Here is a 23,720-nt window from a genome sequence, read left to right on the forward strand (position 1 = left end):
CGACCCCTTTTTAACGGTTAATCTTCGTTAGTATAATCTTCGGGATGTAATTTTAGGAAGGTTAAGAGACTCTTCTTCGTATCTTCTATATGCTCACTCATCTCAGCCTTTGCTTTGTCGCAATCTCCAGCAAGAACTGCATCGATAATTGAAAGGTGCCCTTTCAAAAACACACTCAATGCAGTTGGTTCTGACTGCATTGAATAAGGACGGCAGAGGTTAATAAGATCGACGATATTATTAAGAGTTCGATGTAAATATTTGTTCCCGCTACACTCATAAAGAAAACAATGAAAGCGGCGGTCTTCTGACAAATATTCCTCATGTGGTGTCTTGCTTGACATCTCTGAGAAAACCTCGCGAAAAAGTTGTAACTCCTTTATCGGCGGATTTTCGCAAACATTTTCTATCGCTATTACTTCTAATGCTTGACGTAATTCATAAAGGTCTGCTGCATCTTTTAAAGAAGGAAGGGTTACGAAAGCACCTCTCCGAGGAGTTAAAGTGATAAGTCCAGTTTGACTCAACTGCCGTATAGCCTCTCGTACGGGAGTTCTTGAAACAGCTAATTGCTCAGCTAACTCAATTTCGGAGAGTTTTGAGCCAGGTTTAAAAATTCCGCTTACTATTGCATCTTTTAATCTTTCATAAACAATCTGTCTTAACCCTTGGTTAGTTGCAGGGGTCAGTGGTTTGTGGTCCATAGTCACAGTCCTCCTCAAAACCTAGCACTTTGCACCCATTATACACCATGGAAGCATTCTTATTAGTCTATTCGTTCTATTCTGTTTATTGGCAACTATTAGCCTCTTGTTCTTCTTGACGAGTTACATAGTCGTACCACAGTGATAGGGCGTAAATAACATCTGAAAGCCTATTAATGTATGAATAACTATCTTCTTGTAATTCTTTAGTGCGGAAAAGTTTTACGGCTAAACGTTCAGCCCTTCGAGCTACGGTTCGTGCGACGTGCAATGCGGCCCCTGCCTTTGAGTCGCCGGGTCTAATAAAACGGAAAGTTTCACCTGTTATCTTTCCAACTTTATCAACAATAGCTTCGAGATCTGAAATGTTCGGGCATGGTAACCCGGGGAAAAGTGCTAAATGCCCCATTAAAATTCCCATTTGTTGCTCAAGCCAGCAAAGAGTTTCGCAAATTTCTTCATTCTCACAGAATGCCCGGGCCATCCCAACATGGGCCTGACATTCATCAATAGTTCCGTAAACTTCTACGCGTAAATGATCTTTAGGAACACGTTCTCCATTACCAAGGCTAGTTTCGCCAAAATCGCCCCCTTTAGTTGTAATCCACGTTTTGGCCAACCTTGTTCCCCCCCTCTGTAAAGAATTCGCTCCTTGGGCACATTATACACAACATCGGGAAAGATGTAACTATTAAATCTCCATAAAATTGGAGACGTAACCCATAATTTCTGTTAATCTATAGCGCGGTAGTCTTAAAAAATAACTGTAGGAGATAACATATATGTCTGGGTTGCGCCGTAGATTGCTTCCTTTTCTTGAAACTGTTTCTCAGTCTTCTTCTACCAGGGATATGTGGATTCTTACCCTTGGTAATTCAATAGGGCAAATAGCGTTACTTGCGACTATGCCCTTCGCCTCTCGATTGTATTCTCCAGCAGACTATGGGATGTTAGCCCTTTATTCGTCCATACTCTTAACAGGAGTAAGTCTTTCAGGTTTGGCCTACCATCAGGCAATACCAATCCCTTCCAGAGAAGGAGATGGAACGGCCCTTTTTATCCTCAGTATTATTATAGAGGTAGTCTTAGTAGCCCTTTTCAGTTTCCTTTTTGTTGTGTCACGCCCATTTTTTAAAGGTATCCAGCCAACGGGAGGTATAAGTTTTTGGCTTTTCCCTATAGGCATTTTATGGGCAGGTATGTATAAAATTATTACGAGCTGGTGCACTCGGGAAAAGAGATTTAGCGAACTAGCTCTTTCGAAGGTTATTCAAGGGATTATGAGTAGTTTTGTGACTTTAGGTATGGGATTGGCTTTTTTGCGCCCCTTGGGTCTTATAGCTGGATATATGATCAGTCAAGGAATGGGCGTAATCTATCTTTTAATTAAGACCTTTTCGTGGCGTCAACTTAAAGCTGCTTCACCAGAACGTTTACGTTACGTTGCTGCAACCTATCGGCGGTTTCCTCTTTATAATACGTGGTCAGATCTTATGAATACCCTTAGCAGCCAGCTTACTCCGCTTATTTTGACTTCTGTCTATGATGCACAGGTTACAGGCTATTTTGCTCTCTCGTTTCAAATGATCAACCTTCCCATGTTTTTTATTGGAATGGCCGTAAGACAAGTGTTTTTTCAACAGGCAAGCCGGGCGGTACATAATGGAACACTCGCCGAACTCACTCGATCTACCTTTAGAAGGCTTTTTTGTATAGGTTTTGTGCCCTTCTTTCTTCTTACGCTTTTAGGGCCACAGATTTTTTCTTTTCTCTTCGGGGAACGTTGGTATATGGCGGGAGTTTACACGCAATGGATAGCACCATGGTTCTTTATCGTTTTTTGTACAGCTCCTCTTTATAGCATTCTTTATATTCTTGAAAGACAGCGTCAAAATACAATTTTTCAGGCTGTGATTTTGGTCTCTCGTATTGGGGCGCTTTACTTAGGAGTTTTTTGCGGAGGTGCCGTGTGGTCAATTGCTATCTTTGGAGTGGTAGGGCTTGTATTATGGCTCTTTCTTCTATGTTGGATAATACATTTAAGCGGAAACACCGTTAAATCGATGTTTTAAGCTTGAAACTTCAACTTCGCACTAGACATCATGCTTTATATGTGGTAGAAATATTGGCGTTGCCGGAGTGGCGGAATGGTAGACGCAGCGGATTCAAAATCCGCCGGGGGCGACCCTGTGGGAGTTCGAGTCTCCCCTCCGGCACCATAATAAGAAAGAGTAAAGGACTTCAACGCTTTTATGTGTTTGAAGTCCTTTTTTAATTATAGCTGGCTACAGAAAAATGGCAGACGCAAAGACACTGATAAAAAGCTTGGACAGATGGATTAGAAGTTGCATACGAATTGTGGCTAAAACAGTAGAAGTTTTTTAAAGGGATAAATGATATACTATGTATATCATTTGCGAGCAAAGGAGGCAAGAACATGTTGTCAGCTTCTACTTATAAGACAAAATTATCAGATCCAGTTGTACGATTGGCGAAATGGGGCAATAGTATCGGCGTAAGGATTCCTAAACATGTCGTGAAGGCACTAGGACTTGCGGCAGGTCATTCTCTAAAAATTAGGATAGAAGGTAATTGTATTGTTTTTTGCCCAATTCGTAAATATTCTTTAGAAGAACTTGTGTCAAAGATAACAGACGAGAATAAGCATGAAGAAATAGATTGGGGAAGTGACGAAGGAGCAGAACGATGGTAGAAGAGAAGCGGCGTTTTCCTGATCGTGGGCATGTTATACTTGTCGATCTCAAACCGGTTAAAGGGCATGAACAAGGGGGACAAAAACGGCCAGTTCTTGTCTTATCGCCATTTGAATACAACATCCGTTCAGGCTTATGTCTTATTGTTCCTTTTACAAAGCAAGAAAAGGGGTATCCTTTTGAAGTAAAGATAGACGAGCTCAAAATGAAAACAGATGGCGTGGTACTTGCAGACGCATTACGTAGTATTGACTGGAGAGCTCGCAATGCCTCATACTGTGAGTGTGCAGATTCGATTTTCGTTGATGAGGTTTTGGCGAAAATTGTTACGTTGCTTGATATGTAGATTATCTTTCCTTTTTTTATATCATCCATATGAAAAAACTAAGGAGAGTTAAAATGACAGATATTAAGTATGAAATCAAAGAGAGTTACGGTGTCCTTGCTGAGTCGTCGAAAGGATGGCAAAAAGAATTAAATCTTGTTAGTTGGAATGATAGAGAACCTAAATACGACCTTAGAGATTGGGATCCAACGCATACAAAAATGAGCAAAGGCATAACACTGACATGCGAAGAAATAAAGAAACTACGTGATATATTGAATACTCTTGAACTTTAGCTGTTTAGCGGGGAATAAATTTCAAAGCAGCTGAGTTTATGCAATATCGTATTCCAGTTGGTTCAGGCCCATCTGGAAAGAGATGCTCTAAGTGAGCGTCAAAACCGGGCGCAAAGCACTTCTGTTCGTTCCATTCCCAAAAAGAGATCTTGCCTTGCTGTTATAGGAGCATCTTTTACGGTTGCCCAGAAGCTTGGCACCACAGCAAACGCAAACATAAATACCCTTTTTATAGATGCGGCATACGTACGTGTTGCCATGAAAAATATAATTGATTCAGTGAACAACAAAAGTAATGTGCATTTCATAGTAACACCCTCCTTCTTCATCAACATGCTATATCCTCTTAATTATAGATACCTTATTGACGCAAAATAGCTTAAGTGCTACGGTTTTTTTGACCTTTATAACGCACAAAATAAGCGTTTTAGCGTAGGGGATGATGTCTATGGAAGATATGAAATTAGTTTTAGCTGCTAATCTTCGATGTATTCGAGAAGAAAGAAAGCTTAGTCTCGATAAGGTTTCAGAAATGACAGGTGTCAGCAAAAGCATGTTGGGGCAGATAGAGAGGGGCGAATCAAACCCTACCCTCCAGACTGTATGGAAAATAGCGAATGGGCTTAGGGTTTCTCTCGTCGATCTCACTGAATCTCCCCGCTCTGATACGGTAATAATTTCAAAAAAACATATCTCGCCTATTGTCGGAGATAACGGACTTTTTCGCGTCTATCCTGTCTTCCCTTTTGATGGAGAAACCCGATCTGAAATTCTATCTATTGAGTTAGATAAGGGAGCTTATTCTTCTTCTGAGCCTCACAATCCAAGGACTGTTGAATACGTTTTAGTTTTTGAAGGTGAGTTGACTGTAACTTCTGGGACGGAAGAGCACTCGCTGAAAGCAGGTGAATCGATTAAATTTCGTTCTGATCGCCCCCATTCCTACCATAATTCCGGAAATGGCATAACGCGACTTTGCGTTATTATGTTTTACCCAGAATAGTGTGGTTGTAAGGAGTGATAATAATGAGTATTAGCCAAAGGACTGAGAAAATTCGAAAGGAATATATTAATAGCAAACCATCTATTAGTTGTTTACGAGCTGAGATATGGACAAACTCCCATAAGAAAACAGCGGGAGAACCAATAGCAGTGCGAAGGGCAAAAGCTTTTGCTGAAGCGTGTGAAAAACTCCCAGCTCTTATTTTTCCTGAAGAACTCCTTGTAGGAACCCCAGGTGAGTTCCGACGAACAGCTATTTTGACTCCAGAGTTTTCGTGGATGTGGGTTGATAGGGAGATGGATTCCTTTGATAAGCGGCCTCAGGATCCTTATGTCATTACAGAAGAGCAGAGGAACTTTTTACGAAAAAATATATGGCCATATTGGAAGGGAAACTCTCTGGAAGAAACTTTTCTTACGCGGGTTCCAAAAGATACGGCCAAAATTCTTGTTGATACAGGTATTCTCGACAACGACTCAAAATGGCGTCAAGCTGTGGGAGAAGTCACTCCTGATTATCAGGATGTACTTTTCCCTCGGGGATATAGAAAAATACGTGATGATGCAGAAAGAAAGCTGTCGTTGCTTAAAGCCGATTCTTTTTCAAATATAGAAAAAATTGATTTTTATAACTCTGTGATTATTGCCTGTAATGGCATTATGCGCCTGGCTGAACGATATAGTGAGATGGCTAGAACAATGGCTCTTTCAGAAGAAGATGAAATAAGAAAGGTCGAACTTCTTGCCATTTCTGATGTGTGCAAGCGTGTTCCAGCAGAACCACCTCGAACATTTCGCGAGGCTTGTCAGTTCGTATGGTTTGTGCAACTCGGCGGTATTATTTCTGAAAATCCTCTGGCCCTAAATCTAGGGCGTTTTGATCAATACATGTACCCTTTTTATAAATCTGATGTAGAAAAAGGCCAGTTGAATAGAGAAAAAGCACAAGAATTAATTGAATGTCTCTGGCTCAAGCTTTCTGAATGGGTGTGGACAATTTCTTCTAATACGGCTAATTATTTTGCAGGGTACAATCAGTTTCAAAATTTGACAGTAGGAGGACGTAAAAGAGACGGAAGTGACGGAACAAATGATCTCTCTTATATTTGTCTAGAAGCTACAGCCAGTGTAAAAACGCACCAACCAGGTTTGAGTGTAAGAATACATCCAGATTCTCCACATAAGTTTGTAATGGCAGTAGCAAAGCTTGTAAGTAAAGGATTAGGTTTCCCCGCTATTCATAACGACAGAGCAGGAGCCGACATGCTTTTGCAAGCTGGATACGATCCTGAAGATGCACGAGATTGGAGCAATTGTGGCTGTGTCGTTCCTCATTTTAGAAAAACTGGAGAATGGACCTCTGCTGTTAATGTAAATTTTGGAGCGGCCTTAGAATATGCGCTAAATGAGGGAAAGAGTCGCCTCACAGGAGAACCTTTAGGTCTTTCTGAAAAACCTGTCAGAGAGTTTAAAGATTTTTGTGAGGTTAAAGAGGCTTTTATGCGACAACTTTCCTATTTGGTCGACCATTCCGTAATTGGAACAGTTACAGCCCAGAAAATTCATATGGAGATGGTTCCTCGTCCCTTCCTCTCAATTTGTGTAGATGGGTGTCTCGACAAGGGGACAGATCTTAGCAAAGGAGGAGCTAAATATAATATAGGTCCTGTTCTTACGGGAATTGGCCTAGGTGTTGTTGCGAACTCTCTTGCTGCAATAAAAAAGCTGGTTTTTGATGACCATAAAACTACTATGGAAGAGATCTCTTCTGCTTTAAATAGTAATTGGGAAGGGTACGAAAACTTGCGAGAGAAAGCACTTCACGTTCCTAAATATGGAAACGATGACGACTATGTAGATTCGCTTGTGACAGAGATTTCTGATTTTTATTATCGTGAAACCCGTAGACATAAAGATATATTGGGGTCCCCCTTTAATTCGGCTTTTATGGGTATTTCCAACTATGTCCCCACAGGGAAAATTGTGGGAGCTCTTCCATGTGGCAGAAGAGCGAAAGAACCTCTTACAGAAGGTGTTTCTCCCTTTGCGGGAAGCGATGTAACGGCTCCTCTTGCAGTGATGCGTTCAGCGGCGAAGGTGAATCATGATGTTCATGCTGGAGGTACTCTTCTTAACTTGAGATTGAATAAAGAATTGGTTAGTTCCGATAGAGGGCTTCGTAATTTGGGTGCCATGATTCAGGCGTATTTTTCCTTAGGGGCTTTTCATGTTCAATTTAACACAATTTCTACAGAGGAATTAAGAAAGGCTCAGGCAAAACCAGAGCAATATCGCGATCTGCTAGTAAGAGTGGCTGGATATAGCACCCAGTTTGTCAATCTTTCTCGGGAGATGCAAGATGCTATTATAGCTCGAACGGAACATGGATCTTTCTAAGTTAGATATGGCAGATAGAAAAATTTGTGTCTCTCAAATTCAGCATTTTTCTGTCAATGATGGAGAGGGAATCCGTTCAACAGTTTTTTTGAGCGGGTGTCCTCTCCGCTGTCATTGGTGCTGTAATCCTGAAACATGGACGCCATTTCCCAAAGAAGTTATCTTGTCTTCGGGTAAATGTGAAGTTATGGGCCGTTTTATGTCTGTAGATGAAATTGTAAGGGAACTTGAACGATATTCTCTTTTTTACCGTCACTCTGAAGGGGGAGTCACATGGTCGGGAGGGGAACCCTTTTTTTACCCCGAAAATTTACGGCAACTTGTAAGAGAGTGTTCTTCCTCCGGATTTTCTCAGGCGGTAGAAACGTCGTGTTTTTTCAATTGGCAGGATGTATCAGATATTATTGAAAAACTCGATTTTGTCTTTGCCGATATTAAGCATATGGAGAGTATTCATCATAAGAGGCTGACAGGTGTGGAGAATAAAATAATTCTTGATAATCTTAAGTGTATAGGTGCAACTGGAATAAAGACAGTGATTCGTGTTCCGCTCATAATGCATTTTAATGATAGCGAAGAAAATATTAGAAATACTGCTCGATTTGTTTCGCGCCATATGAGATGGAAGATAATGGAGCTGTTGCCCTATCATAATTTCGGCGCATTCAAATACGGACTTCTTGGCCTTGAAAAGTATCGGCATGACTTTGAAACCCCGTTGAAAGAACATGTAAAAAAGCTTGAAGAGATTATCACTGATGAAGGAGTGGCTGTTGTTCACTATAGATAGGCTAAGAATATAGTATTTTTCATGGTATGCATGTTATGCCATAGCCAAGGAGAAAGGAGAAAGGAGAATGTCTCATGAACAATATCATTTATTTGGTTATGCCAATTATTAAAAATATCATATTAGCTCTTTTGACAGTATTAGTAGGATTAAAAGTTATTCAATGGATTACCAAAGGTGCAGAAAAGTTTGTTGAAAAGTCATCCTTTGACAAAACGTTGAAGCCATTTGTTGTTTCTCTCATCAACGCTTTATTAAAAGTTCTTTTGGTTATATCGGTAATTAGTATTCTGGGAATAGATACAACATCTTTTGTGGCAGTCATAGCGGCAGCAGGTTTTGCCGTTGGATTGGCCTTCAAGGGGTCTCTATCTAATTTTGCAGGTGGAGTTTTACTCCTAGCTTTGAGGCCCTTTAAGGTAGGGGACTATATAGAAGCAAGCGGATTTAGTGGAACTGTTCAGGCTATACAAATTCTCTATACAGAACTTGTTTCCGTTGATAATAAAGTAATATTTATTCCTAACGGGAGTCTTTCAAATTCCAGTATTGTAAATTATTCCATTAAGGATACTCGCCGTGTAGATTTCAAGTTTGGTGTTGGGTATGAATCGGATACCAGTATGGTTAAAGAAGTTTTAAAGGCAGTGGTAGGAAGCCACCCATTAGTATTAAATGACCCAGAGCCCTTTGTCAGAATGTCTGAGCACGGGGATAGTGCCATTGTTTTTGCCGTTCGAGTTTGGGTGAAGGCACAAGATTATTGGACAGTATATTTTGATGTAGTTGAAACAGTGAAAAAGCGTTTTGATGAAGAAGGCATATCGATACCGTATCCTCAGATGGACGTGCATTTGAAGCAACAGTAACTTTTTCTATAAATATGTAATTTATAAGAGCGGGTCGTCTCTCTTACTTGTTATTAGGGGAGGCCCGCCCTTTAATTTTCTTAATTTGCAAAAATAGTATCCTTATGTTATAATTGTATATACAATAAAGTGCATTGTTGTAAATAATCCTCGAAAACTAGATCACGACCAACCCAGTAATCTTGTGAATATGGCCATAGATTTGTTTTCCCCAGAATCAATTACTTCTTATTTGTCATGTTTTTTAAGGCGTTTTCTGACGCCGCTTTTCTTTTTTTGTAAAGGAGGTTTATCGTGCGTATTAGTAGTATTCAAATGAAGACGAAGCTGGCTGATGTTGATCATAACTTTTCTCGTGTGCAAAAGTTGATAAGAAAAACAGTTGAAAATGAAAAGCCAGATGTAATAGTTTTGCCTGAGATGTGGAACATCGGTTTTTTCCCTAAGGAAAATCTAGACGTTCTCTGCGATAATGAAGGTGAACGTACTAAGCGTGAATTAGGCTCATTAGCTAGAGAGTTAAATATCAACATTGTTGCTGGTTCAGTTGGCAACAGACGTGAAAATCAAATTTTCAATACATCGCTTGTCTTTAATAGAGCGGGTATATGCATTGCTGAATATGATAAAGCTCATCTGTTTTCTTCCATAGGCGAAAATGACTATTTTTCTCAAGGAAATCACTCAACTATTTTTAAACTTGATGATGTGACGTGCGGAGTTGTTATTGGATATGATGTGTATTTCCCAGAGCTGACAAGAACTTTGGCACTCCAAGGAGCAGATGTATTATTTGCCGTTGCTCAATGGCCAATGACTGATATTACGCATATAAATGTGCTTGTAGAGGCAAGGGCTATTGAAAATCAGTCTTTCTTCGTTTTTACGAATTCATGTGGCACTGCGGCTAAAGTGAAATATGGAGGGAATTCATCACTAACAGGTCCTCGGGGTGAGATTCTCGGGCGTACTGGATTGGTAGAGAATACACTTACAACTGATATAGATCTTGCCATGATTAGCGATATTAATAACTCAACTAACATGTTTTGTGATCGCCAACCGATGATATATAGAGTGAACTAACAGGTGAGGAGGGGGGAAGATGCGCCATTTAATGCTCTTGGAAACAATGAATTGGATTGCATCTGGCATCTATTTTGATGAACATGGGAAAGAGTATAAAGTTAATGGCCAGAGCAAAGTAAAACGCGACAAAGAACGTTGGTCAATATCTGGTTTTATGGAAGTTTTACTCGATACCCCCATTAAGTTCTATAACGATTATGAAGTGGAACCAACCGATGATAACTGTATTTTGAAATGGACGTCTTTTAACCCCGGTCTCGGCAAGTTATGTGGCAAATTCTCTTTTATTGATGATGCAATAATTTCTGATTTTGTATCAGAAGACGAAAAATATTCAGGCTTCGAAGTCCTTACACTTCTTAATGAAAAAACCTATAAAGCTATTGGAATTTGCTTTGATGGCGAGAAAAGAATATCCTCATGGTCTGTAATTCTAAAAGCCGATAATGTTTTCTGCAAAGAGTAATCACTTTTATAATGAATAGGGGACAAAACATATGACAAGAGAATACCGTTGTTATCAAATTGATTCCTTTACGAAAGAGAAATTCTCTGGAAATCCGGCAGGAGTGATTACAAACGCTGACAGACTCACAGAAATGGAAATGCAGAAAATTGCCAGAGAACTTAATAATTCGGAGACAGCTTTTATTTTTCCATCTTTGGAAGATGTGTATGACGTAGAAGTCCGTTTTTTTACACCAACAAAAGAAGTTCCAATCTGTGGCCACGCAACAATTGCAGCGCATTACGCACGTGCTGTTGAAAACTCTATGGGAACAGTGAGGATTTACCAAAAAACCGGTGCGGGAATTTTGCCTGTTGATATTATTAAAGAAAAAGATGACTACCGAATAGTAATGACTCAAGGCCAAATTGAGTTTGGGGATACTTTAACTGGCGAAATTTTGGACAAAATACTATCTGCTTTGAATATAAGCTATGGAGATTTGCTTGAAAATTATCCAGTCCAAATTGTTTCTACTGGCCACTCAAAAGTTATGATTGGCATAAAAGATAAAGAAACACTAGACTGTATTCAGCCTGATCTTTCCTTTTTGGCAGAAATTAGCGGAAAAATTCAATGCAATGGATTTTATGTCTTTACGATAGATCATGAGAGCGATATTTTAGTTCACGGAAGGATGTTTGCACCTGCAATAGGTATTTCCGAAGATCCTGTTACTGGTAATGCCAACGGGCCTTTAGGGGCTTATCTGGTTCATTACAAAAAAGTTGACTGCACAAGCTCACGATTCTTTTTTAGAGCAATGCAAGGAGAAGCAATTCATCGACCTGGAGTTATAGACGTTCAAGTAGATATAAATAATGGAGAACCTGACGAAGTTAAAATTTCGGGGAATGCAGTTATTGTGTTCCAATCAGAAATTTTATTGTGAGGAAATCTGTATAACAAATAGGGGGTGTGCTATAACCATGTCACGATTTGCCGAACGAATGAAGACTATGGAAAAGTCCGCCAAGATTATTCGAAACCTCTTCGGTGCAATGAACGATCCAGATCTTATCTCCTTCGGAGGTGGCGCTCCAGCAAAAGAGGCTCTTCCAATTGATATCGTTCGAGAAATTACCAACGAAGTTATGCGAACTGATAAAAGAGGGGTAGAAGCCCTCCAATACGGCAATGTTATGGGATTGCTCGACCTTAGGGAAGTTATTGTGAGTGAGCTGTTGGCTCCTAAAGGGGTAAAAGCGAAGGCTGACAATATATTAATCACAAGTGGTGGTTTAGAAGGTATGAACCTTCTCTGTCAGCTTTTTATCGATCCGGGAGACGTGATATTGGTAGAATCCCCCACCTTTGTGCATTGTGTGGAAATATTTGAGATGTTCCAGGCTAAATGTATTGGCGTAGATATGGATAATGATGGAATGATCCCTGAAGATCTCGAAGCCAAAATTATGAAATACAAACCCAAGATGGTTTACGTGATTCCGACTTTTCAGAATCCTTCAGGAAGAACCCTTTCCCTTGAGAGACGAAAGAGAGTGGCGGAGTTGGGAAGCAAATATGACGTTATTATTCTCGAAGACGATCCTTATCGAGATATACGTTATAGTGGCGTTGATTTGAAGCCTATTAAGGCATTCGACGAGACGGGGCATACTGTTCTTGCAAATAGTTTTTCGAAAATATTTTCACCAGGCAGCAGACTTGGATATGTGTTTGCCAGCGACGAAGTGACAACAAAATTATTCGATGCCAAGACGGCTACAAACTCTCATACCTCTATGTTGCCTCAGGTTATTTGTGCGGAGTTTTTTAAACGAGGCTATTATCCAGCTCACCATAAAATGATTTGTGACCTGTATAGAGAGAGAAGAGACACAATGATTGAGTGTATCGATGCATTTTTCCCGAAAGGAACCAAGAGAACCTTCCCTGATGGCGGTCTCTTTACATGGGCGGAGCTGCCGGGAGGAATCAATACAACAGATCTTCTAGTGGAAGCGACATCAAATCCCAATGTAAAAGTGGCTTATGTGGCGGGAGAAGGCTTTTTCGTCGAAGGTGGCGGTAAGGGAAATAATTGCATGAGACTGAGTTTTGGCGCAGTTGCTCCAGAGAAAATTAAAATAGGGGCTAAGAATTTGGGCGACTTGATCTCTTCAAAGTTGAAAGAATAGCATGGAATTATCGAATTCTTGCCGGAGGAGTCTATTTCCTAAAAATGCCAGTTATTCCTCCGGCAATGAGGGATGATATATCTGCTAATACTTTAGGTAAAGATAATTTCCCAGGAAAAGCAAGATATCGTGCTTCCCACTGAGGTGTAAATTTATCTTTATACATTCTTAAACCCTGAAAATTATAAAAGTATTCTCCATGGCGGTAGAGAAAATTACCGAATTTATGCCATAAAGGTGCCATTTTGTGCCCTTCTAATCCGGAAAGTGGGGCCATCCCAAGGTTGAAATATGCAAATCCCTGTTCTTTTCCCCATATCATAGTCTTTAAAAAGAGGTAATCCATAACTTCCATTGGAACATCCGATGTATAACGCATAAGGTCTGGAGAAAGTTCTTCCCTCCCATAACTGGTCCAGAGATTGCAAAAGGCTACTATTGAAGAATCAATCTCAACTATACCAATTGGGAATTTGCTCATGTAATCCCTATCAAAAAATCCCAATGAAAAGCCTTTCTCTCTTGTGTTTTTATCAGCCAGCCAAAGGGTTGAAATTTCTTCGATACGATTCATTACAAGTGCGCTTTCTGATGGCATGAGAACTCTAAAACGCAGGCCTTCCTTTTCTGCCTTTCTCAGAACCCATCTGAATTTTTTCTTTGAGCTTCCTTCTAGATCGAATTCACCAAGAGAGACTCTTCCAACTTCCCCAAGCTTAACAAGCGTTAAGCCCATATCTACATAGTTTGCAATTTGAGACGGTGATACCTGATAAAACACAGTGTTTCCTTCGTATTTATCGGCAAGCTCTCGAAACCCCCAAAGTAAGTCTGAAAATTCTTCTTCAGTGCCAATAGGGTCTCCCATGGAAATCCAACTTTTTCCGTGAATGCCGTACATTATCATAGAGTTTTCAGAAGCGCTGAAGTAAAACTTTTTATCGCCTAACATGGCAAGATAAGACTCGCTTTTGGTGGATAGTGACACAATCTTTTCTACAGCGGGCCAATTGGTTTCTTCTTTAGGTCCTTTTATGTTTGCGTGTTTGAACAGCTGTTTCATGGCGGCGATGCAGAGAAAAATGAGTATTCCTACCTGAGCTCGAAGGAATCTCGGAGCATTACTTTCAAGGGTAAATTGCCACCATAGTTGGGAAGAATAGTTTACATGGCGATAAGAAAAAAAGCCGACCCAAGTTGTTGCAATTAAGACAAGAAGCACACTTATCAACCATTGGGTGCTCATGACATTTCCGAGTAACATCCCTTTTCGGGTAAAGTGTTTTTTTGCAGGAATAAGAGAAATAATCATGGTAACGAGTATTCCCACCTCAATGTACCGAGCACCTCTAAACAGAGAGAAGACAATTCCCGATGCAAGCAATACACATGTAAGGAACCATGCTGTATCTATCTTTCTCAACAATCCTTGAGAGAGAAAAATAAGAGCCATACCAGTGATAGCGCTCAAAAAGTGAGATGCTTCAATAAGGGCAAGAGGAATGTATTTATCCATAAAATGCAAATATCCCATGGGGATGGGAAGAGATCCCGATACAAGAAGAATGGCACCGGCAATAAATGTTCCTAACGAAAAAAGGTAGGGAATTAATATAAGAAGTGTTGACGTTAGTTTTTTCCCTTTGGTGACTAAACGTTTTCCATTTGATACGGTTTCTCGTAAACCAAGGCATACGATTGCCGTGAAAAAGGGAACGATGTAATAAATACCTCTATAAACGAGAAGATTTCCCATAAGAGTATGTTTATCAATAGTTGGTGGCATAAGTAAAATTATGACTGTTTCAAAAACTCCAAGTCCTCCTGGTACTTGGCTGATCACTCCCGATAATTGTGCGAGGAGAAATATTCCGAGAAAGTAAAAGAATGATATGCCCGAAGTATTTCGTATCAGTATAAATAATACTGAAGAGGCAAGAAGCCAGTCAGAAATGGCAATGATGGCTTGAGGCAAAACTATGCGAATATCAAAGGGAGTACGATGCAAAAGGGAAAATCCGAGATAAAGAATACCTGGAATGAGAATAAGCACTCCCAAAAAATGAAGAGAACCGAAAGGAATGTGGAATTGCCCCGGTAAAACAAGAGGATCAAGTAAAAAAGCAGCTCCACCAATAATGCTATAACCTAACCAGAAGGTGCCACTAGTGAACCCGATTATGCGTGCTATTTCAATAGGAGAAAGCCCTAACGATGTGTATATTCTATAACGTATAGACCCACCAGAGACTAAGCTGAATCCGATATTATGGCTGAATGCGAAAGAAATAAACGAAGCTAAACAAGCGCTGCCATAATTTAACGGATGACCTATACTTTTAAGGGCAAGGAAATCATATAATGTAAGAACGAAGTAGTCGCATATCATGAATAAAAAAGCAAAAATAATATATTTAAAGGGAATTTGTGTTAGCTGAAATAGAATATCGTGAATATGGTAATCTTTGAGTTCTTTGTGAAGAACCCACAAGGCAGTGATAAAAAGAGAAAGTCCAATAACGGGTAGTAAATTTTTTATTATCGTTTCGAATGCGTTTAATTTGCTCAACAAACGTTTCATAATATTTCACCTCTTAACGAGGAATTATGTTCGTTTCTGAAATATTATCACACTCACTCTTCTCGCATATAGATGCAGTAAATTCCAGAATTTTCTATAACCATAGTATATTTTCGTTGTTTCATAAACGAGGAAGATATAGGAGGAATGTGAGAATGGAAGAAGTTAAAGAAAGTTGTTCCAGTAGTGATAAACGTTTGCGCTTATTCGAAAGTCCTCATGTTAGCTTAACTGTGTTGAGTGCCCAGGGAAACCGTATCCAGACAGCAGAATACGGAACTTTAGTCGATATGGAATCGGGTTGTTGGGCTGCTGTTTTGGGACATGCTCATCCAGAGATATTGGCGACAATGTCGAGTCAGTCTGTGAAGTCTATGCATTTACATCAGTTTTTTACAACGGAACATTCTGCTTGTCTAACGCAGGAAGTTACAGATGCCGCTGGTCTTCCATGTGATTACGATGGTACCTATCTTTCTTCCGGTAGTGAAGCTGTCTCCATGGCTGTATGGATGGCTGAAAAATTGACGCAGCGAAGAAAAAAATTATGCACAACGTTGTCGTATCTTGGAACCTCTTCAGAATTGCGGATGCCGCGTGATCCTAAAACGTGGGTAGATCTTAATGTAACAGAATGTATAGAGTGTGATAAAAAGCAGGATTGCGAAAGTTGCGGCAAATTCAAGAATGTAGATTTTATGTCTTGTGCTTGTTTTGTATTTGAGGCAGGTAATGCTGGCGGACGTGTGCTTTGCCCTCCAGAAAAGCTAATCTCTTATTTGACAAAACGAATTCGCTCTACTGGAGGCGTTGTTGTTTCAAACGAGGTCACTACTGGATTCGGTCGCACTGGTCGCTGGTTTGGTTTTCAATACTACGATTGTTTGCAAGGAGAGAGTCACTCTCCAGAAATCATTGCGATGGGGAAGGGACTTGGTAATGGCTATCCCATAAGTGGAGTCTTGATTCGTTCGCAACTTGGTAAAAAGATGACGGATCTCAAATTGCGTTATGTTCAATCTCACATTGATGACCCACTTGGATGTGCAGTAGCGAGAAAAGTTATAGAGGTCATGAAGCGGGGTAAACTTGTTGAGCGTGGCAGTAGAATTGGGGAATATCTGCGTCAAAAGCTTCAAAAACTGAAGACATGCGTTGTTGGTGTGAAGGAAATTCGCGGCCGAGGCATGATGAATGTAATTGACTTGGAAGCCGATTATATGGCGGAACAAGTTTTTGAGGCGCTTCTGAATAAGGGATATTTTACAGGGTATTCACCCCTGTTTAATTTTATACATTGTTATGCGCCGCTTACGTTGGGAGAGGAAGAAGTGGATGGCTTCGTTCTCTCATTGAAACAGATTTTAGAAGAGAAAAAATAGAAAAGGTAAAATATGTGGAGCAAAACGACTATCAAGACACAAAAAGGGCCTCAAGAAGCTATTTGCCCTATTTTACTTTCTGCCAGTCGAGCGACTGATATTCCAGCTTTTTATATGCCGTGGTTTATGAGGCGGCTAGAGGAAGGATATGCCCCGCCGAGGAGTTGTTTTTTGGTCAAAAAATCCAGCCCCTCTTTTGTTACATATACGTTTTCGGGGCTATTCAGCCGCAAGATCTTTTAGAGAAAATATACGTAAAGTTCGATCAAACCTCAAGAAAACGGGAATTCATTATCGAAATTTTAGTGAAGACGACATGATTTTCATTGCTCAAAAAATTTCCAGATACTGTCAAAATTGGGGAATTTCTGTTGCTACGTGTGGGGAAAAAGTAGATCTGAGCTGTTACGGAATAGAGCACAACAAATGTATTGATGATAAGCTTTTTTTAAAAATAAGTCCTCAACGTAAAGATCGAGGGCAGAGACCTGAATGTTGTTGTGTGCGGAGTAAAGATATAGGTGCATATAACACGTGTCCCCACCTTTGCCTCTACTGTTATGCGAATTCTTCACCCAATTTAGTAATGAAAAATTTCCAAGAACATGATGAGAAAAACGACGCAATTTTGAGCTAATCCACATTAGAGATTATATTCCCCATAGTTTATGCCACTCTGCATAAAAGAATCTATTTTATATAAAAGGATAAATACGCTATGATATTGCAAGAATTCTCCAATAAGTTTTATAAAAATTGGTTAGCTTTTTAATGTGATCTAGTTTTCCCGATGCGCTGTCCTACTTCTGAGTTTACTTTTCGATGATCTGGCGTTGCTCATAAGACTGCTTTTTACATGTACTCCGATTTCACCAAATTTGAAAGGAGTTGATGTAGTAATGCCTCTCGCCATTGAAATCAGGTGGCATGGACGAGGAGGCCAGGGAGCCAAATCGGGTTCAGCAATACTTTCTGAGGTATTGTTTGGAGCCGGGAAATTCGTCCAGTCTTTCCCCGAGTACGGTGCAGAACGTCAGGGAGCGCCTATGAAGGCCTACAACAGGGTTTCTGATCAACCAATCCGCAAACGCTGTGGAGTTCAGAATCCCAATGTAGTTGCAGTCATAGACCCCACTTTGCTCGATGCTGCTCGTCCAACCGAGGGATGCGATGACAATACGGTTTATCTTATCAATACTCCCATGTCACCTGCCGATATTAAGGAAAAACTCGGCCTTCCAGATGCAGTCAAGGTTATAACAATTGATGCGACAAAAATCACACTGGAGGAATTTGGCCAGAATCGCCCCAACGCTCCTATGCTCGGAACTTTTGCTCATATTTTTACAGAGGTTCCCATTCAGGCATTTGTTGACCACTTCTCTCATAAGATGGCAAAGCTACCTGAAAAGGTGCTGGCCGCCAATCTCAGGGCCATTAAGAGGGGCTATGAGGAGGTACAAATCGGATGAGTACGTGCAAAAATTGGAAAGAAATGAAAGACATGGGCAAGCCTAAAAGATGGCAGGATGTTCCTATGGGAGGAATTACTTACGGGGCTTCGGCTGAGAATGTTGAAACAGGCCAATGGCGAAGCATTCGTCCGGTATGGAATGGAGAAGAGTGTATTTCTTGCATGCTTTGTTGGGTTCAGTGCCCGGATCGTTCAATTACAACCGATGAGAACGGAAAGGTAACGGGTATCGACTACTTCTATTGTAAAGGCTGTGGAATATGCGCCCAAGTATGCCCCAAAAAGGCGATAGAGATGCGGCCTGAATCAGATTTCGCGTAGAAGGGGGCGGAAAAAGATGCCACGTAAAGAGATTACATCAGGAAATTGGGCTTTTGCTGAAGCGATGCGTCAGATAAATCCAGACGTAGTCGCAGCTTACCCCATAACTCCATCGACAGACATAATTATGAAGTTTGCAGAATTTGTTGCAAACGGTGAGGTCGATACAAATTTCGTTACGGTGGAAAGTGAGCATTCTGCCATAACAGCCTGCGTAACAGCCTCAGCTGCTGGAGCCCGTGTTATGACTGCTTCAAGTGCAAATGGAGTAGCACTTATGCATGAGGTTTTTCCTATCGCAGGCTGTTTCAGAACACCCATTGTTTTTGGTCTAGTAAACAGAAGTGTAGGGGCACCCATAAATATTCACTGTGATCACAGTGATAGTATGGCTCAGCGAGATTATGGTTGGATACATCTATATTGTGAAGATGCCCAGGAAGTCTATGATTCTGCCATTATGGCGATACGGCTCAGCGAGAACAAGGATATTCTCACCCCCGTATTTGTTTGTCAGGACGGCTTTATTACAAGCCATGGTTTTGAACCTGTAGAGTTCCTTGACGATGATGTTGTGAAAAATTTCGTGGGAGAAAGAAATCCTATCAATCCTCTGCTTGATGTCGAAAATCCCGTAACATACGGATCCTTCGCTATGTCTGAGTATTACTTTGAAATTAAACGTCAGCAGATCGAAGCACATAAAAAGGCCCTCGTTCTTTATGACAAGATAGCGAAAGAATTCGAGTCTATATCAGGTCGATATTATCCCATGATCGATTGTTACAAAACTGAAGATGCTGATTTTGTTATTGTTGTTATGTCTTCAGCGTCAGGAGCTGTCAAAGATGTGGTTGATGAGATGAGAAATAAGGGGCATAAGGTCGGTTGTCTTCGCGTTCGTATGTTCCGTCCCTTCCCTGCTGAAGCGATAGCTGCTGTTCTTAAAGGGAAAAAGGCTATTGCTGTTTTAGATAGATGTTTAAGCATTGGCGGAACCGCGCCTCTCGTTGCAGAAGTAAGAAGTGCCCTCTATGCTGCCGGGGACTTGGTTCCTGTCAATAGCTGCATTTATGGTCTTGGGGGAAGAGATTTCTTCCCGCAGTATGCAGAAGGAATCTTCATGGACCTCATCAATGGCAAGATTTCGCATGAAGAGCACTATATCGGCCTTCTAGAATAGGGGGATGGCGAAGATGAGTATAAAAATCAGCGATGTTGTTCATAAAAAAAGCCCTATGACGCAAGGACACCGCATGTGCCCTGGATGTGGCGCCCCGACGGCCGTACATCAGGGACTCATGGGCGTAGATTCCCCTCTTGTCATAATCAATGCAACAGGTTGCCTTGAGGTTTCTACAACTGTATATCCCTTCAGTGCTTGGCGTGTGCCATGGATTCATACGGCCTTTGAAAATGCTGGAGCGGGAGCTTCCGGTGTTGAGGCAGCCTATCAGGCTTTAAGAAAAAGAGGGAAGATAGATAAAAAGATTAAAATTGTTGCCTTCGGAGGCGATGGTGGAACGTACGATATAGGTTTGCAGTCTCTTTCCGGGGCTTTGGAAAGAGGACATGATTTTACCTATATTTGTTATAACAACCAGGGATATATGAATACGGGGGCGCAACGAAGTAGTGCTACTCCTCGTGGAGCTAATGCAACTACTTCTCCTGCTGGCAGCGTTATTCCCGGAAAACTACAGAAACCTAAAGATCTTACAAGTATTGCTGCTGCCCATCATATTCCCTATGTGGCTCAGACAACTCTCTTTAATCACATAGACGTTGCCACTAAGGTCAAAAGAGCCATAGAAACGCCCGGCCCAGCTTTCGTTAATATTCTTGTTCCCTGTGTTCTTTTCTGGAGAATTGATCCGGCGTTGCAGGGAGATATTTGTAAGAAGGCTGCTGAAACCCGTTTTTGGCCTATATATGAAGTTATAGACGGGGAATGGAAACTTTCGTATAAGCCTAAAAAACGTGTGCCTATTGAAGAGTTTTTGAAACCCCAGGGACGTTATTCTCACCTTTTCAAAGGGGAGAAATCCAAGGCTCTTTTAGAGCAAGCTCAGGCAGATATAGAGATAGATTGGAGCTACATACTAGATCGTTGTAAAGAGACTTGGATACCGCAGGAGTAACGAAAAGGCCGACTTTTTAAAGTCGGCTTTTCCTTTTGGCTGGAGGTGATATTTTGAGAGGAAAATTTAAATTCCGAGAAGACTTTGTTTATAAAATGCCGGTACATTTTTGGGGATACCCCTTTTACCCGGTACGGACAGAGTATGGAGATATGAGGTGTATTAGCATTCAGTTTGAAACAGAACAAGAGCCCTTGTTGGAACTCATTCCTGAAGATTTTAATCTTCTTCAGCCCTTAGTAAACGTTCAATATGCAAACTGTCGAGATGTTGATTGGATGTCAGGTGGCGAGTATCGGCTCATACAGCTTAGCGCTCCAGTTGAATATGTTGGAAATTCTGATGGATTAGCTGGTGAATATGTATTTGTCATATGGGAGAACAAGGCGTGTCCTATTATTGGGGGACGAGAAGAGGATGGCATGCCCAAACTTTTTGCAGACATTGCGTTTGAAAGACATATTAAAGATCATTGGTACACTGCAGCGAGCTATGAAAGTTGTAATTTCATAAAACTTAATTTTGTAAGAGGAGAAGAAGTTTCCGAAAAGGATGTTGGTAAGGTCAACGAACATTCTAAGGTTAACCTCTTTGGATGGCGTTATTTGCCCAATTTGGGTAAAGGAGGTGCTACGTTAAGCCACGCAACACTTTATCCACAAGAAATGATAGCAAAACAGGTCTGGAAAGGTGAGGGTAAGATTGAATGGACTCGGCTTACCCAAGAGCAACATCCGCTACAGAGCAGAATCATTGATACCCTTTCAGCGTTACCAATAGTGAAATACACAAATTCCTTGATGATAAAAGGGGTATCCAGACTCAATGTAGGCGACTCTAAAATGTTGCCATAAAAAGGGGGGGTTGCTATGAGTGAATATTTTGAAGGTAAGGTTGCAGTTGTAACTGGAGCTGCCGCGGGTATAGGCTTGGGATTAACGGAGCATCTACTTATGCGAGGAGCGACAGCAGTATTTATGGGCGATGTGAACGAAGAAAATCTTGAAAGGGAATCTGAACGTCTAAACACAAATTATGATGGGCAAGTTTTCCCGATGAAGACAGATGTGACTATGCTAGCGGATGTTGAAAAACTTATCAATGCAGCAAGAGCTTTCGACGGGCATCTTGATTTTGTGTTTAATAACGCGGGGAAGGGGATGACTCTTCCTACAGGGAAAATAACTTTTGACATTTGGAAATCAATAATTGAGTTGAATCTAATGGGGATTGTTCATGGAACATATACAGCAATTCCTATAATGCGAGAGCAAGGGTTTGGACATATTATAAACACGGGTTCTATTACAGGACGTATTCCTGTGCCTTATCAAGCTGTATATGCAGCAAGTAAAAGTGCAGTTATTTCAATGACTGAGAGTTTGAAATACGAGCTAGAAGCGGAAGGGCTACAGTTCAGCGTTTTTTGTCCCGGCAATGTCGCTACATCGGCATTTGGAGGTATGGCTCCTCCTCCAGACGCAATAAGTGTTGACGAGGCTGTTGATTATATTCTTGAAGAAATTGAAAAAAAGTCTCTTGTTATTATCTTTCCTCAAGTTATGCGAGATATGGATGCTCTTTATAGGGAAAACAGAGAAGAATTCGACAAAATTGCTAGTGAAATAGCGAATGTACGTCGTAAAAATTATCAAACAAAGGGCGTCTATTATTAGGCAAAGAGAGCAATGTTAGTTAGTAATATTCATTTCTCTTTGCATTTCGTCTATAAGTTTCAGTATATGTAATAGGTACAGAAGAACGAATCCGTTTGCTGCGAGAATTACACCAATTACCCGTCCTGAAATCAGATGGGCAATAAGCATTGATGTACCAAAAAGAATGGAGACCAGATTTAGTGTGAGTTGGGCTAATGTAAGTCTAACTAATATTGTAGGGACAGGAGATTGTGATTTTCCTAGTTTTTTAAAAATAGGAGCGCATATTTTCCAGAGCATAATGGCTCCTCCAAGAATGTTGAGTACTCCGACAAGCATAGTAAGAGGAGAAACAAGTATTTCAGGAATGATACAAGAAGTAATTCCAAGTGCTGCGAATAGGAGGCCAAGAAAAATCATGAGCCACGAGCGTGGAAATGGCCCTAGTGGTGTGTTTCCGAAGGCGAGCATCCGAATCGCAAAGATAATCATCAATAATCCCAGTTGCGCGCTTCCAGAAAATGGAAGTAGACCGAAATTGACAGGGAGTAATAAAAACCCGAGTAAAACCATGAAGATTCCTGTCAGTAAAATCATTGCCTTATCAGTAGAAAGGTCAATGCTAGTTTCGTTATTTAAATTCCCAGCCTCTGGATAGTTGAGATATATTTTCCGAAGAATTTTTGCAAGGTAGATAATGGCGATTCCGTAAATTAGTATTACTACTGCTGTTTTAGACGTTGTTAGTAAATCCTTTTTTAAGATGAGTATCCCGATTAGCATTGATAGTAAGTAAATAGTTGCGCAGGCGAAGGAGAGTGAACGGAATATCTTTCCATATTTTAACCATGATCGAAGTTTGTCTTTAGAAAATATCATTTGAAGAAGCAGCAAGAAACCGCCAAGGCCGAAGCAGAAAAAAAGTAGCATTCGGGGAATATTGTTGAACATGTCTGGTATAAAACATGTCATAATGCCTATAGCTGCAATGATCAAGCCAACAACAAGTAATGATTTTGTTCTGCGCATATCTCCGAATGGAGTTTTACCGAGAGTGATCATCTGCAAAGCGAAAATGAACAAAAGCAAACCGTATAGGCCGTTTTCATAATAAGGAAGTCTTCCTGTTGATACTGGAAAAAGCAAAATTCCAGTAAGCAACATAACCATCCCGATAATTATCAGAATGACGACATCAAAGGAGATATCTGCCATTGCCAATAGATTATTTTTTTTCATTTTACAAATTCTCCTTATAATTTAAGGTTACGTTACTCGACTCATTCTATGTATAACTTGTTCTTTAGCTTTAAATGGGAGTATTTTTA

General features: G+C 40.6%; 27 protein-coding genes and 1 tRNA gene. 22 read left to right on the plus strand and 6 right to left on the minus strand.

The features are described 5' to 3' along the window. Nucleotides 1-17: 17 nt before the first annotated feature. Together ACZ5GY_RS01650 and ACZ5GY_RS01655 are read right to left on the minus strand one after the other, a co-directional pair. Complete coding sequence (locus ACZ5GY_RS01650) at nt 18-704, minus strand: GntR family transcriptional regulator (RefSeq protein WP_213690250.1); 687 nt, start codon at nt 702-704, stop codon at nt 18-20. A gap of 85 nt (nt 705-789) precedes the next feature. Further along, nucleotides 790-1,323 (minus strand): cob(I)yrinic acid a,c-diamide adenosyltransferase, encoded by a 534-nt coding sequence (locus tag ACZ5GY_RS01655; RefSeq protein WP_464111931.1) that lies wholly within the window; start codon nt 1,321-1,323, stop codon nt 790-792. A gap of 163 nt (nt 1,324-1,486) precedes the next feature. On the opposite strand from ACZ5GY_RS01655, the gene ACZ5GY_RS01660 reads away from it, so the two are divergent. From ACZ5GY_RS01660 to ACZ5GY_RS01680, 5 genes are all read left to right on the plus strand, one after another. After that, nucleotides 1,487-2,776 carry a lipopolysaccharide biosynthesis protein gene (locus ACZ5GY_RS01660; RefSeq protein WP_464111932.1) on the plus strand — a complete coding sequence of 430 codons (1,290 nt, stop codon included), beginning with the start codon at nt 1,487-1,489 and terminating at the stop codon, nt 2,774-2,776. A gap of 61 nt (nt 2,777-2,837) precedes the next feature. Further along, a tRNA-Leu gene (locus ACZ5GY_RS01665) sits at nt 2,838-2,923 on the plus strand. Between the two features lie 218 nt (nt 2,924-3,141). After that, complete coding sequence (locus ACZ5GY_RS01670; protein ID WP_213690253.1) at nt 3,142-3,417, plus strand: AbrB/MazE/SpoVT family DNA-binding domain-containing protein; 276 nt, start codon at nt 3,142-3,144, stop codon at nt 3,415-3,417. After that, nucleotides 3,411-3,764 (plus strand): type II toxin-antitoxin system PemK/MazF family toxin, encoded by a 354-nt coding sequence (locus ACZ5GY_RS01675; protein ID WP_213690254.1) that lies wholly within the window; start codon nt 3,411-3,413, stop codon nt 3,762-3,764. Before ACZ5GY_RS01670 ends, ACZ5GY_RS01675 begins: the two co-directional genes overlap by 7 nt. 53 nt (nt 3,765-3,817) lie before the next feature. After that, nucleotides 3,818-4,039 (plus strand): YdbC family protein, encoded by a 222-nt coding sequence (locus ACZ5GY_RS01680; protein ID WP_213690255.1) that lies wholly within the window; start codon nt 3,818-3,820, stop codon nt 4,037-4,039. 4 nt (nt 4,040-4,043) lie between these two features. Here ACZ5GY_RS01680 and ACZ5GY_RS01685 read toward each other — a convergent pair whose 3' ends face one another. Together ACZ5GY_RS01685 and ACZ5GY_RS01690 are read right to left on the minus strand one after the other, a co-directional pair. Next, nucleotides 4,044-4,187, minus strand: coding sequence for a peptide-methionine (R)-S-oxide reductase (locus ACZ5GY_RS01685; RefSeq protein WP_464112102.1), 144 nt, complete (start codon nt 4,185-4,187; stop codon nt 4,044-4,046). Next, nucleotides 4,138-4,347, minus strand: a complete 210-nt coding sequence (locus ACZ5GY_RS01690) for a hypothetical protein (RefSeq protein ID WP_464111933.1) — start codon at nt 4,345-4,347, stop codon at nt 4,138-4,140. Before ACZ5GY_RS01690 ends, ACZ5GY_RS01685 begins: the two co-directional genes overlap by 50 nt. Before the next feature lie 140 nt (nt 4,348-4,487). On the opposite strand from ACZ5GY_RS01690, the gene ACZ5GY_RS01695 reads away from it, so the two are divergent. The 8 genes from ACZ5GY_RS01695 to ACZ5GY_RS01730 all read left to right on the plus strand — a co-directional run bounded on the left by ACZ5GY_RS01695 (nt 4,488) and on the right by ACZ5GY_RS01730 (nt 12,835). Further along, nucleotides 4,488-5,042, plus strand: coding sequence for a helix-turn-helix domain-containing protein (locus tag ACZ5GY_RS01695; protein WP_213699825.1), 555 nt, complete (start codon nt 4,488-4,490; stop codon nt 5,040-5,042). A 23-nt stretch (nt 5,043-5,065) separates the two neighbouring features. Then, the gene (locus ACZ5GY_RS01700) at nt 5,066-7,438 is read left to right on the plus strand and encodes a glycyl radical protein (RefSeq protein WP_464111934.1); all 2,373 of its coding nucleotides are present in this window, start codon (nt 5,066-5,068) and stop codon (nt 7,436-7,438) included. After that, entirely contained in the window at nt 7,425-8,228 is an 804-nt protein-coding gene (locus tag ACZ5GY_RS01705; protein WP_213699827.1) for a glycyl-radical enzyme activating protein, read from the plus strand. Before ACZ5GY_RS01700 ends, ACZ5GY_RS01705 begins: the two co-directional genes overlap by 14 nt. Nucleotides 8,229-8,302: 74 nt before the next feature. Then, nucleotides 8,303-9,097 carry a mechanosensitive ion channel family protein gene (locus ACZ5GY_RS01710; protein WP_213690392.1) on the plus strand — a complete coding sequence of 265 codons (795 nt, stop codon included), beginning with the start codon at nt 8,303-8,305 and terminating at the stop codon, nt 9,095-9,097. A gap of 294 nt (nt 9,098-9,391) precedes the next feature. Continuing rightward, nucleotides 9,392-10,183 carry a nitrilase-related carbon-nitrogen hydrolase gene (locus ACZ5GY_RS01715; protein ID WP_213690391.1) on the plus strand — a complete coding sequence of 264 codons (792 nt, stop codon included), beginning with the start codon at nt 9,392-9,394 and terminating at the stop codon, nt 10,181-10,183. A gap of 19 nt (nt 10,184-10,202) precedes the next feature. Then, nucleotides 10,203-10,652 (plus strand): hypothetical protein, encoded by a 450-nt coding sequence (locus ACZ5GY_RS01720; protein WP_213690390.1) that lies wholly within the window; start codon nt 10,203-10,205, stop codon nt 10,650-10,652. A 31-nt stretch (nt 10,653-10,683) separates the two neighbouring features. Then, nucleotides 10,684-11,586 carry a PhzF family isomerase gene (locus tag ACZ5GY_RS01725; protein ID WP_213690389.1) on the plus strand — a complete coding sequence of 301 codons (903 nt, stop codon included), beginning with the start codon at nt 10,684-10,686 and terminating at the stop codon, nt 11,584-11,586. A gap of 37 nt (nt 11,587-11,623) precedes the next feature. Then, on the plus strand, nt 11,624-12,835 hold the full coding sequence (locus ACZ5GY_RS01730) for an aminotransferase-like domain-containing protein (RefSeq protein WP_464111935.1): 1,212 nt from the start codon (nt 11,624-11,626) through the stop codon (nt 12,833-12,835). Nucleotides 12,836-12,866: 31 nt separating this feature from the next. Here ACZ5GY_RS01730 and mprF read toward each other — a convergent pair whose 3' ends face one another. After that, complete coding sequence (mprF, locus tag ACZ5GY_RS01735; RefSeq protein WP_213690387.1) at nt 12,867-15,416, minus strand: bifunctional lysylphosphatidylglycerol flippase/synthetase MprF; 2,550 nt, start codon at nt 15,414-15,416, stop codon at nt 12,867-12,869. 155 nt (nt 15,417-15,571) lie between these two features. Between mprF and ACZ5GY_RS01740 the strand changes: the two genes are divergently transcribed. From ACZ5GY_RS01740 to ACZ5GY_RS01780, 9 genes are all read left to right on the plus strand, one after another. After that, nucleotides 15,572-16,798 (plus strand): aminotransferase class III-fold pyridoxal phosphate-dependent enzyme, encoded by a 1,227-nt coding sequence (locus ACZ5GY_RS01740; RefSeq protein ID WP_213690386.1) that lies wholly within the window; start codon nt 15,572-15,574, stop codon nt 16,796-16,798. 12 nt (nt 16,799-16,810) lie between these two features. Further along, nucleotides 16,811-17,041 (plus strand): DUF1848 family protein, encoded by a 231-nt coding sequence (locus ACZ5GY_RS01745; protein WP_213690385.1) that lies wholly within the window; start codon nt 16,811-16,813, stop codon nt 17,039-17,041. Next, nucleotides 16,947-17,435: a DUF1848 family protein gene (locus ACZ5GY_RS01750; RefSeq protein WP_213690384.1), complete on the plus strand. Its 489-nt coding sequence runs from the start codon at nt 16,947-16,949 to the stop codon at nt 17,433-17,435. Before ACZ5GY_RS01745 ends, ACZ5GY_RS01750 begins: the two co-directional genes overlap by 95 nt. A gap of 241 nt (nt 17,436-17,676) precedes the next feature. Then, nucleotides 17,677-18,270 (plus strand): 2-oxoacid:acceptor oxidoreductase family protein, encoded by a 594-nt coding sequence (locus tag ACZ5GY_RS01755; protein WP_464111936.1) that lies wholly within the window; start codon nt 17,677-17,679, stop codon nt 18,268-18,270. Further along, nucleotides 18,267-18,593: a 4Fe-4S dicluster domain-containing protein gene (locus ACZ5GY_RS01760; protein ID WP_213690382.1), complete on the plus strand. Its 327-nt coding sequence runs from the start codon at nt 18,267-18,269 to the stop codon at nt 18,591-18,593. Before ACZ5GY_RS01755 ends, ACZ5GY_RS01760 begins: the two co-directional genes overlap by 4 nt. Nucleotides 18,594-18,609: 16 nt before the next feature. Next, nucleotides 18,610-19,776 carry a pyruvate ferredoxin oxidoreductase gene (porA, locus tag ACZ5GY_RS01765; RefSeq protein ID WP_213699828.1) on the plus strand — a complete coding sequence of 389 codons (1,167 nt, stop codon included), beginning with the start codon at nt 18,610-18,612 and terminating at the stop codon, nt 19,774-19,776. Between the two features lie 13 nt (nt 19,777-19,789). Next, the gene (locus ACZ5GY_RS01770; protein WP_213690380.1) at nt 19,790-20,734 is read left to right on the plus strand and encodes a thiamine pyrophosphate-dependent enzyme; all 945 of its coding nucleotides are present in this window, start codon (nt 19,790-19,792) and stop codon (nt 20,732-20,734) included. Nucleotides 20,735-20,787: 53 nt separating this feature from the next. Next, nucleotides 20,788-21,588, plus strand: a complete 801-nt coding sequence (locus tag ACZ5GY_RS01775) for an acetoacetate decarboxylase family protein (protein WP_213690379.1) — start codon at nt 20,788-20,790, stop codon at nt 21,586-21,588. A 15-nt stretch (nt 21,589-21,603) separates the two neighbouring features. Further along, nucleotides 21,604-22,410, plus strand: coding sequence for an SDR family NAD(P)-dependent oxidoreductase (locus tag ACZ5GY_RS01780; RefSeq protein WP_464111937.1), 807 nt, complete (start codon nt 21,604-21,606; stop codon nt 22,408-22,410). 15 nt (nt 22,411-22,425) lie between these two features. On the opposite strand, the gene ACZ5GY_RS01785 is transcribed toward ACZ5GY_RS01780, so the two are convergent. Beyond that, on the minus strand, nt 22,426-23,631 hold the full coding sequence (locus tag ACZ5GY_RS01785) for a hypothetical protein (RefSeq protein WP_464111938.1): 1,206 nt from the start codon (nt 23,629-23,631) through the stop codon (nt 22,426-22,428). Between the last annotated feature and the right edge of the window lie 89 nt (nt 23,632-23,720).

The organism is Aminobacterium thunnarium, assembly GCF_055390565.1.

Excerpts from the sequence above, each read along its gene's own strand:
- ACZ5GY_RS01695 (WP_213699825.1), top strand. The coding sequence starts at position 4,488 with ATGGAAGATATGAAATTAGTTTTAGCTGCTAATCTTCGATGTATTCGA.
- ACZ5GY_RS01720 (WP_213690390.1), top strand. The coding sequence starts at position 10,203 with ATGCGCCATTTAATGCTCTTGGAAACAATGAATTGGATTGCATCTGGC.
- ACZ5GY_RS01670 (WP_213690253.1), top strand. The coding sequence starts at position 3,142 with ATGTTGTCAGCTTCTACTTATAAGACAAAATTATCAGATCCAGTTGTA.
- ACZ5GY_RS01690 (WP_464111933.1), bottom strand. The coding sequence starts at position 4,347 with ATGAAATGCACATTACTTTTGTTGTTCACTGAATCAATTATATTTTTC.
- ACZ5GY_RS01650 (WP_213690250.1), bottom strand. The coding sequence starts at position 704 with ATGGACCACAAACCACTGACCCCTGCAACTAACCAAGGGTTAAGACAG.
- ACZ5GY_RS01745 (WP_213690385.1), top strand. The coding sequence starts at position 16,811 with ATGTGGAGCAAAACGACTATCAAGACACAAAAAGGGCCTCAAGAAGCT.
- ACZ5GY_RS01785 (WP_464111938.1), bottom strand. The coding sequence starts at position 23,631 with ATGAAAAAAAATAATCTATTGGCAATGGCAGATATCTCCTTTGATGTC.
- ACZ5GY_RS01730 (WP_464111935.1), top strand. The coding sequence starts at position 11,624 with ATGTCACGATTTGCCGAACGAATGAAGACTATGGAAAAGTCCGCCAAG.
- ACZ5GY_RS01660 (WP_464111932.1), top strand. The coding sequence starts at position 1,487 with ATGTCTGGGTTGCGCCGTAGATTGCTTCCTTTTCTTGAAACTGTTTCT.
- mprF (WP_213690387.1), bottom strand. The coding sequence starts at position 15,416 with ATGAAACGTTTGTTGAGCAAATTAAACGCATTCGAAACGATAATAAAA.
- ACZ5GY_RS01700 (WP_464111934.1), top strand. The coding sequence starts at position 5,066 with ATGAGTATTAGCCAAAGGACTGAGAAAATTCGAAAGGAATATATTAAT.
- ACZ5GY_RS01780 (WP_464111937.1), top strand. The coding sequence starts at position 21,604 with ATGAGTGAATATTTTGAAGGTAAGGTTGCAGTTGTAACTGGAGCTGCC.
- ACZ5GY_RS01680 (WP_213690255.1), top strand. The coding sequence starts at position 3,818 with ATGACAGATATTAAGTATGAAATCAAAGAGAGTTACGGTGTCCTTGCT.
- ACZ5GY_RS01770 (WP_213690380.1), top strand. The coding sequence starts at position 19,790 with ATGAGTATAAAAATCAGCGATGTTGTTCATAAAAAAAGCCCTATGACG.
- ACZ5GY_RS01725 (WP_213690389.1), top strand. The coding sequence starts at position 10,684 with ATGACAAGAGAATACCGTTGTTATCAAATTGATTCCTTTACGAAAGAG.
- porA (WP_213699828.1), top strand. The coding sequence starts at position 18,610 with ATGCCACGTAAAGAGATTACATCAGGAAATTGGGCTTTTGCTGAAGCG.
- ACZ5GY_RS01750 (WP_213690384.1), top strand. The coding sequence starts at position 16,947 with ATGCCCCGCCGAGGAGTTGTTTTTTGGTCAAAAAATCCAGCCCCTCTT.
- ACZ5GY_RS01710 (WP_213690392.1), top strand. The coding sequence starts at position 8,303 with ATGAACAATATCATTTATTTGGTTATGCCAATTATTAAAAATATCATA.
- ACZ5GY_RS01705 (WP_213699827.1), top strand. The coding sequence starts at position 7,425 with ATGGATCTTTCTAAGTTAGATATGGCAGATAGAAAAATTTGTGTCTCT.
- ACZ5GY_RS01675 (WP_213690254.1), top strand. The coding sequence starts at position 3,411 with ATGGTAGAAGAGAAGCGGCGTTTTCCTGATCGTGGGCATGTTATACTT.
- ACZ5GY_RS01740 (WP_213690386.1), top strand. The coding sequence starts at position 15,572 with ATGGAAGAAGTTAAAGAAAGTTGTTCCAGTAGTGATAAACGTTTGCGC.
- ACZ5GY_RS01760 (WP_213690382.1), top strand. The coding sequence starts at position 18,267 with ATGAGTACGTGCAAAAATTGGAAAGAAATGAAAGACATGGGCAAGCCT.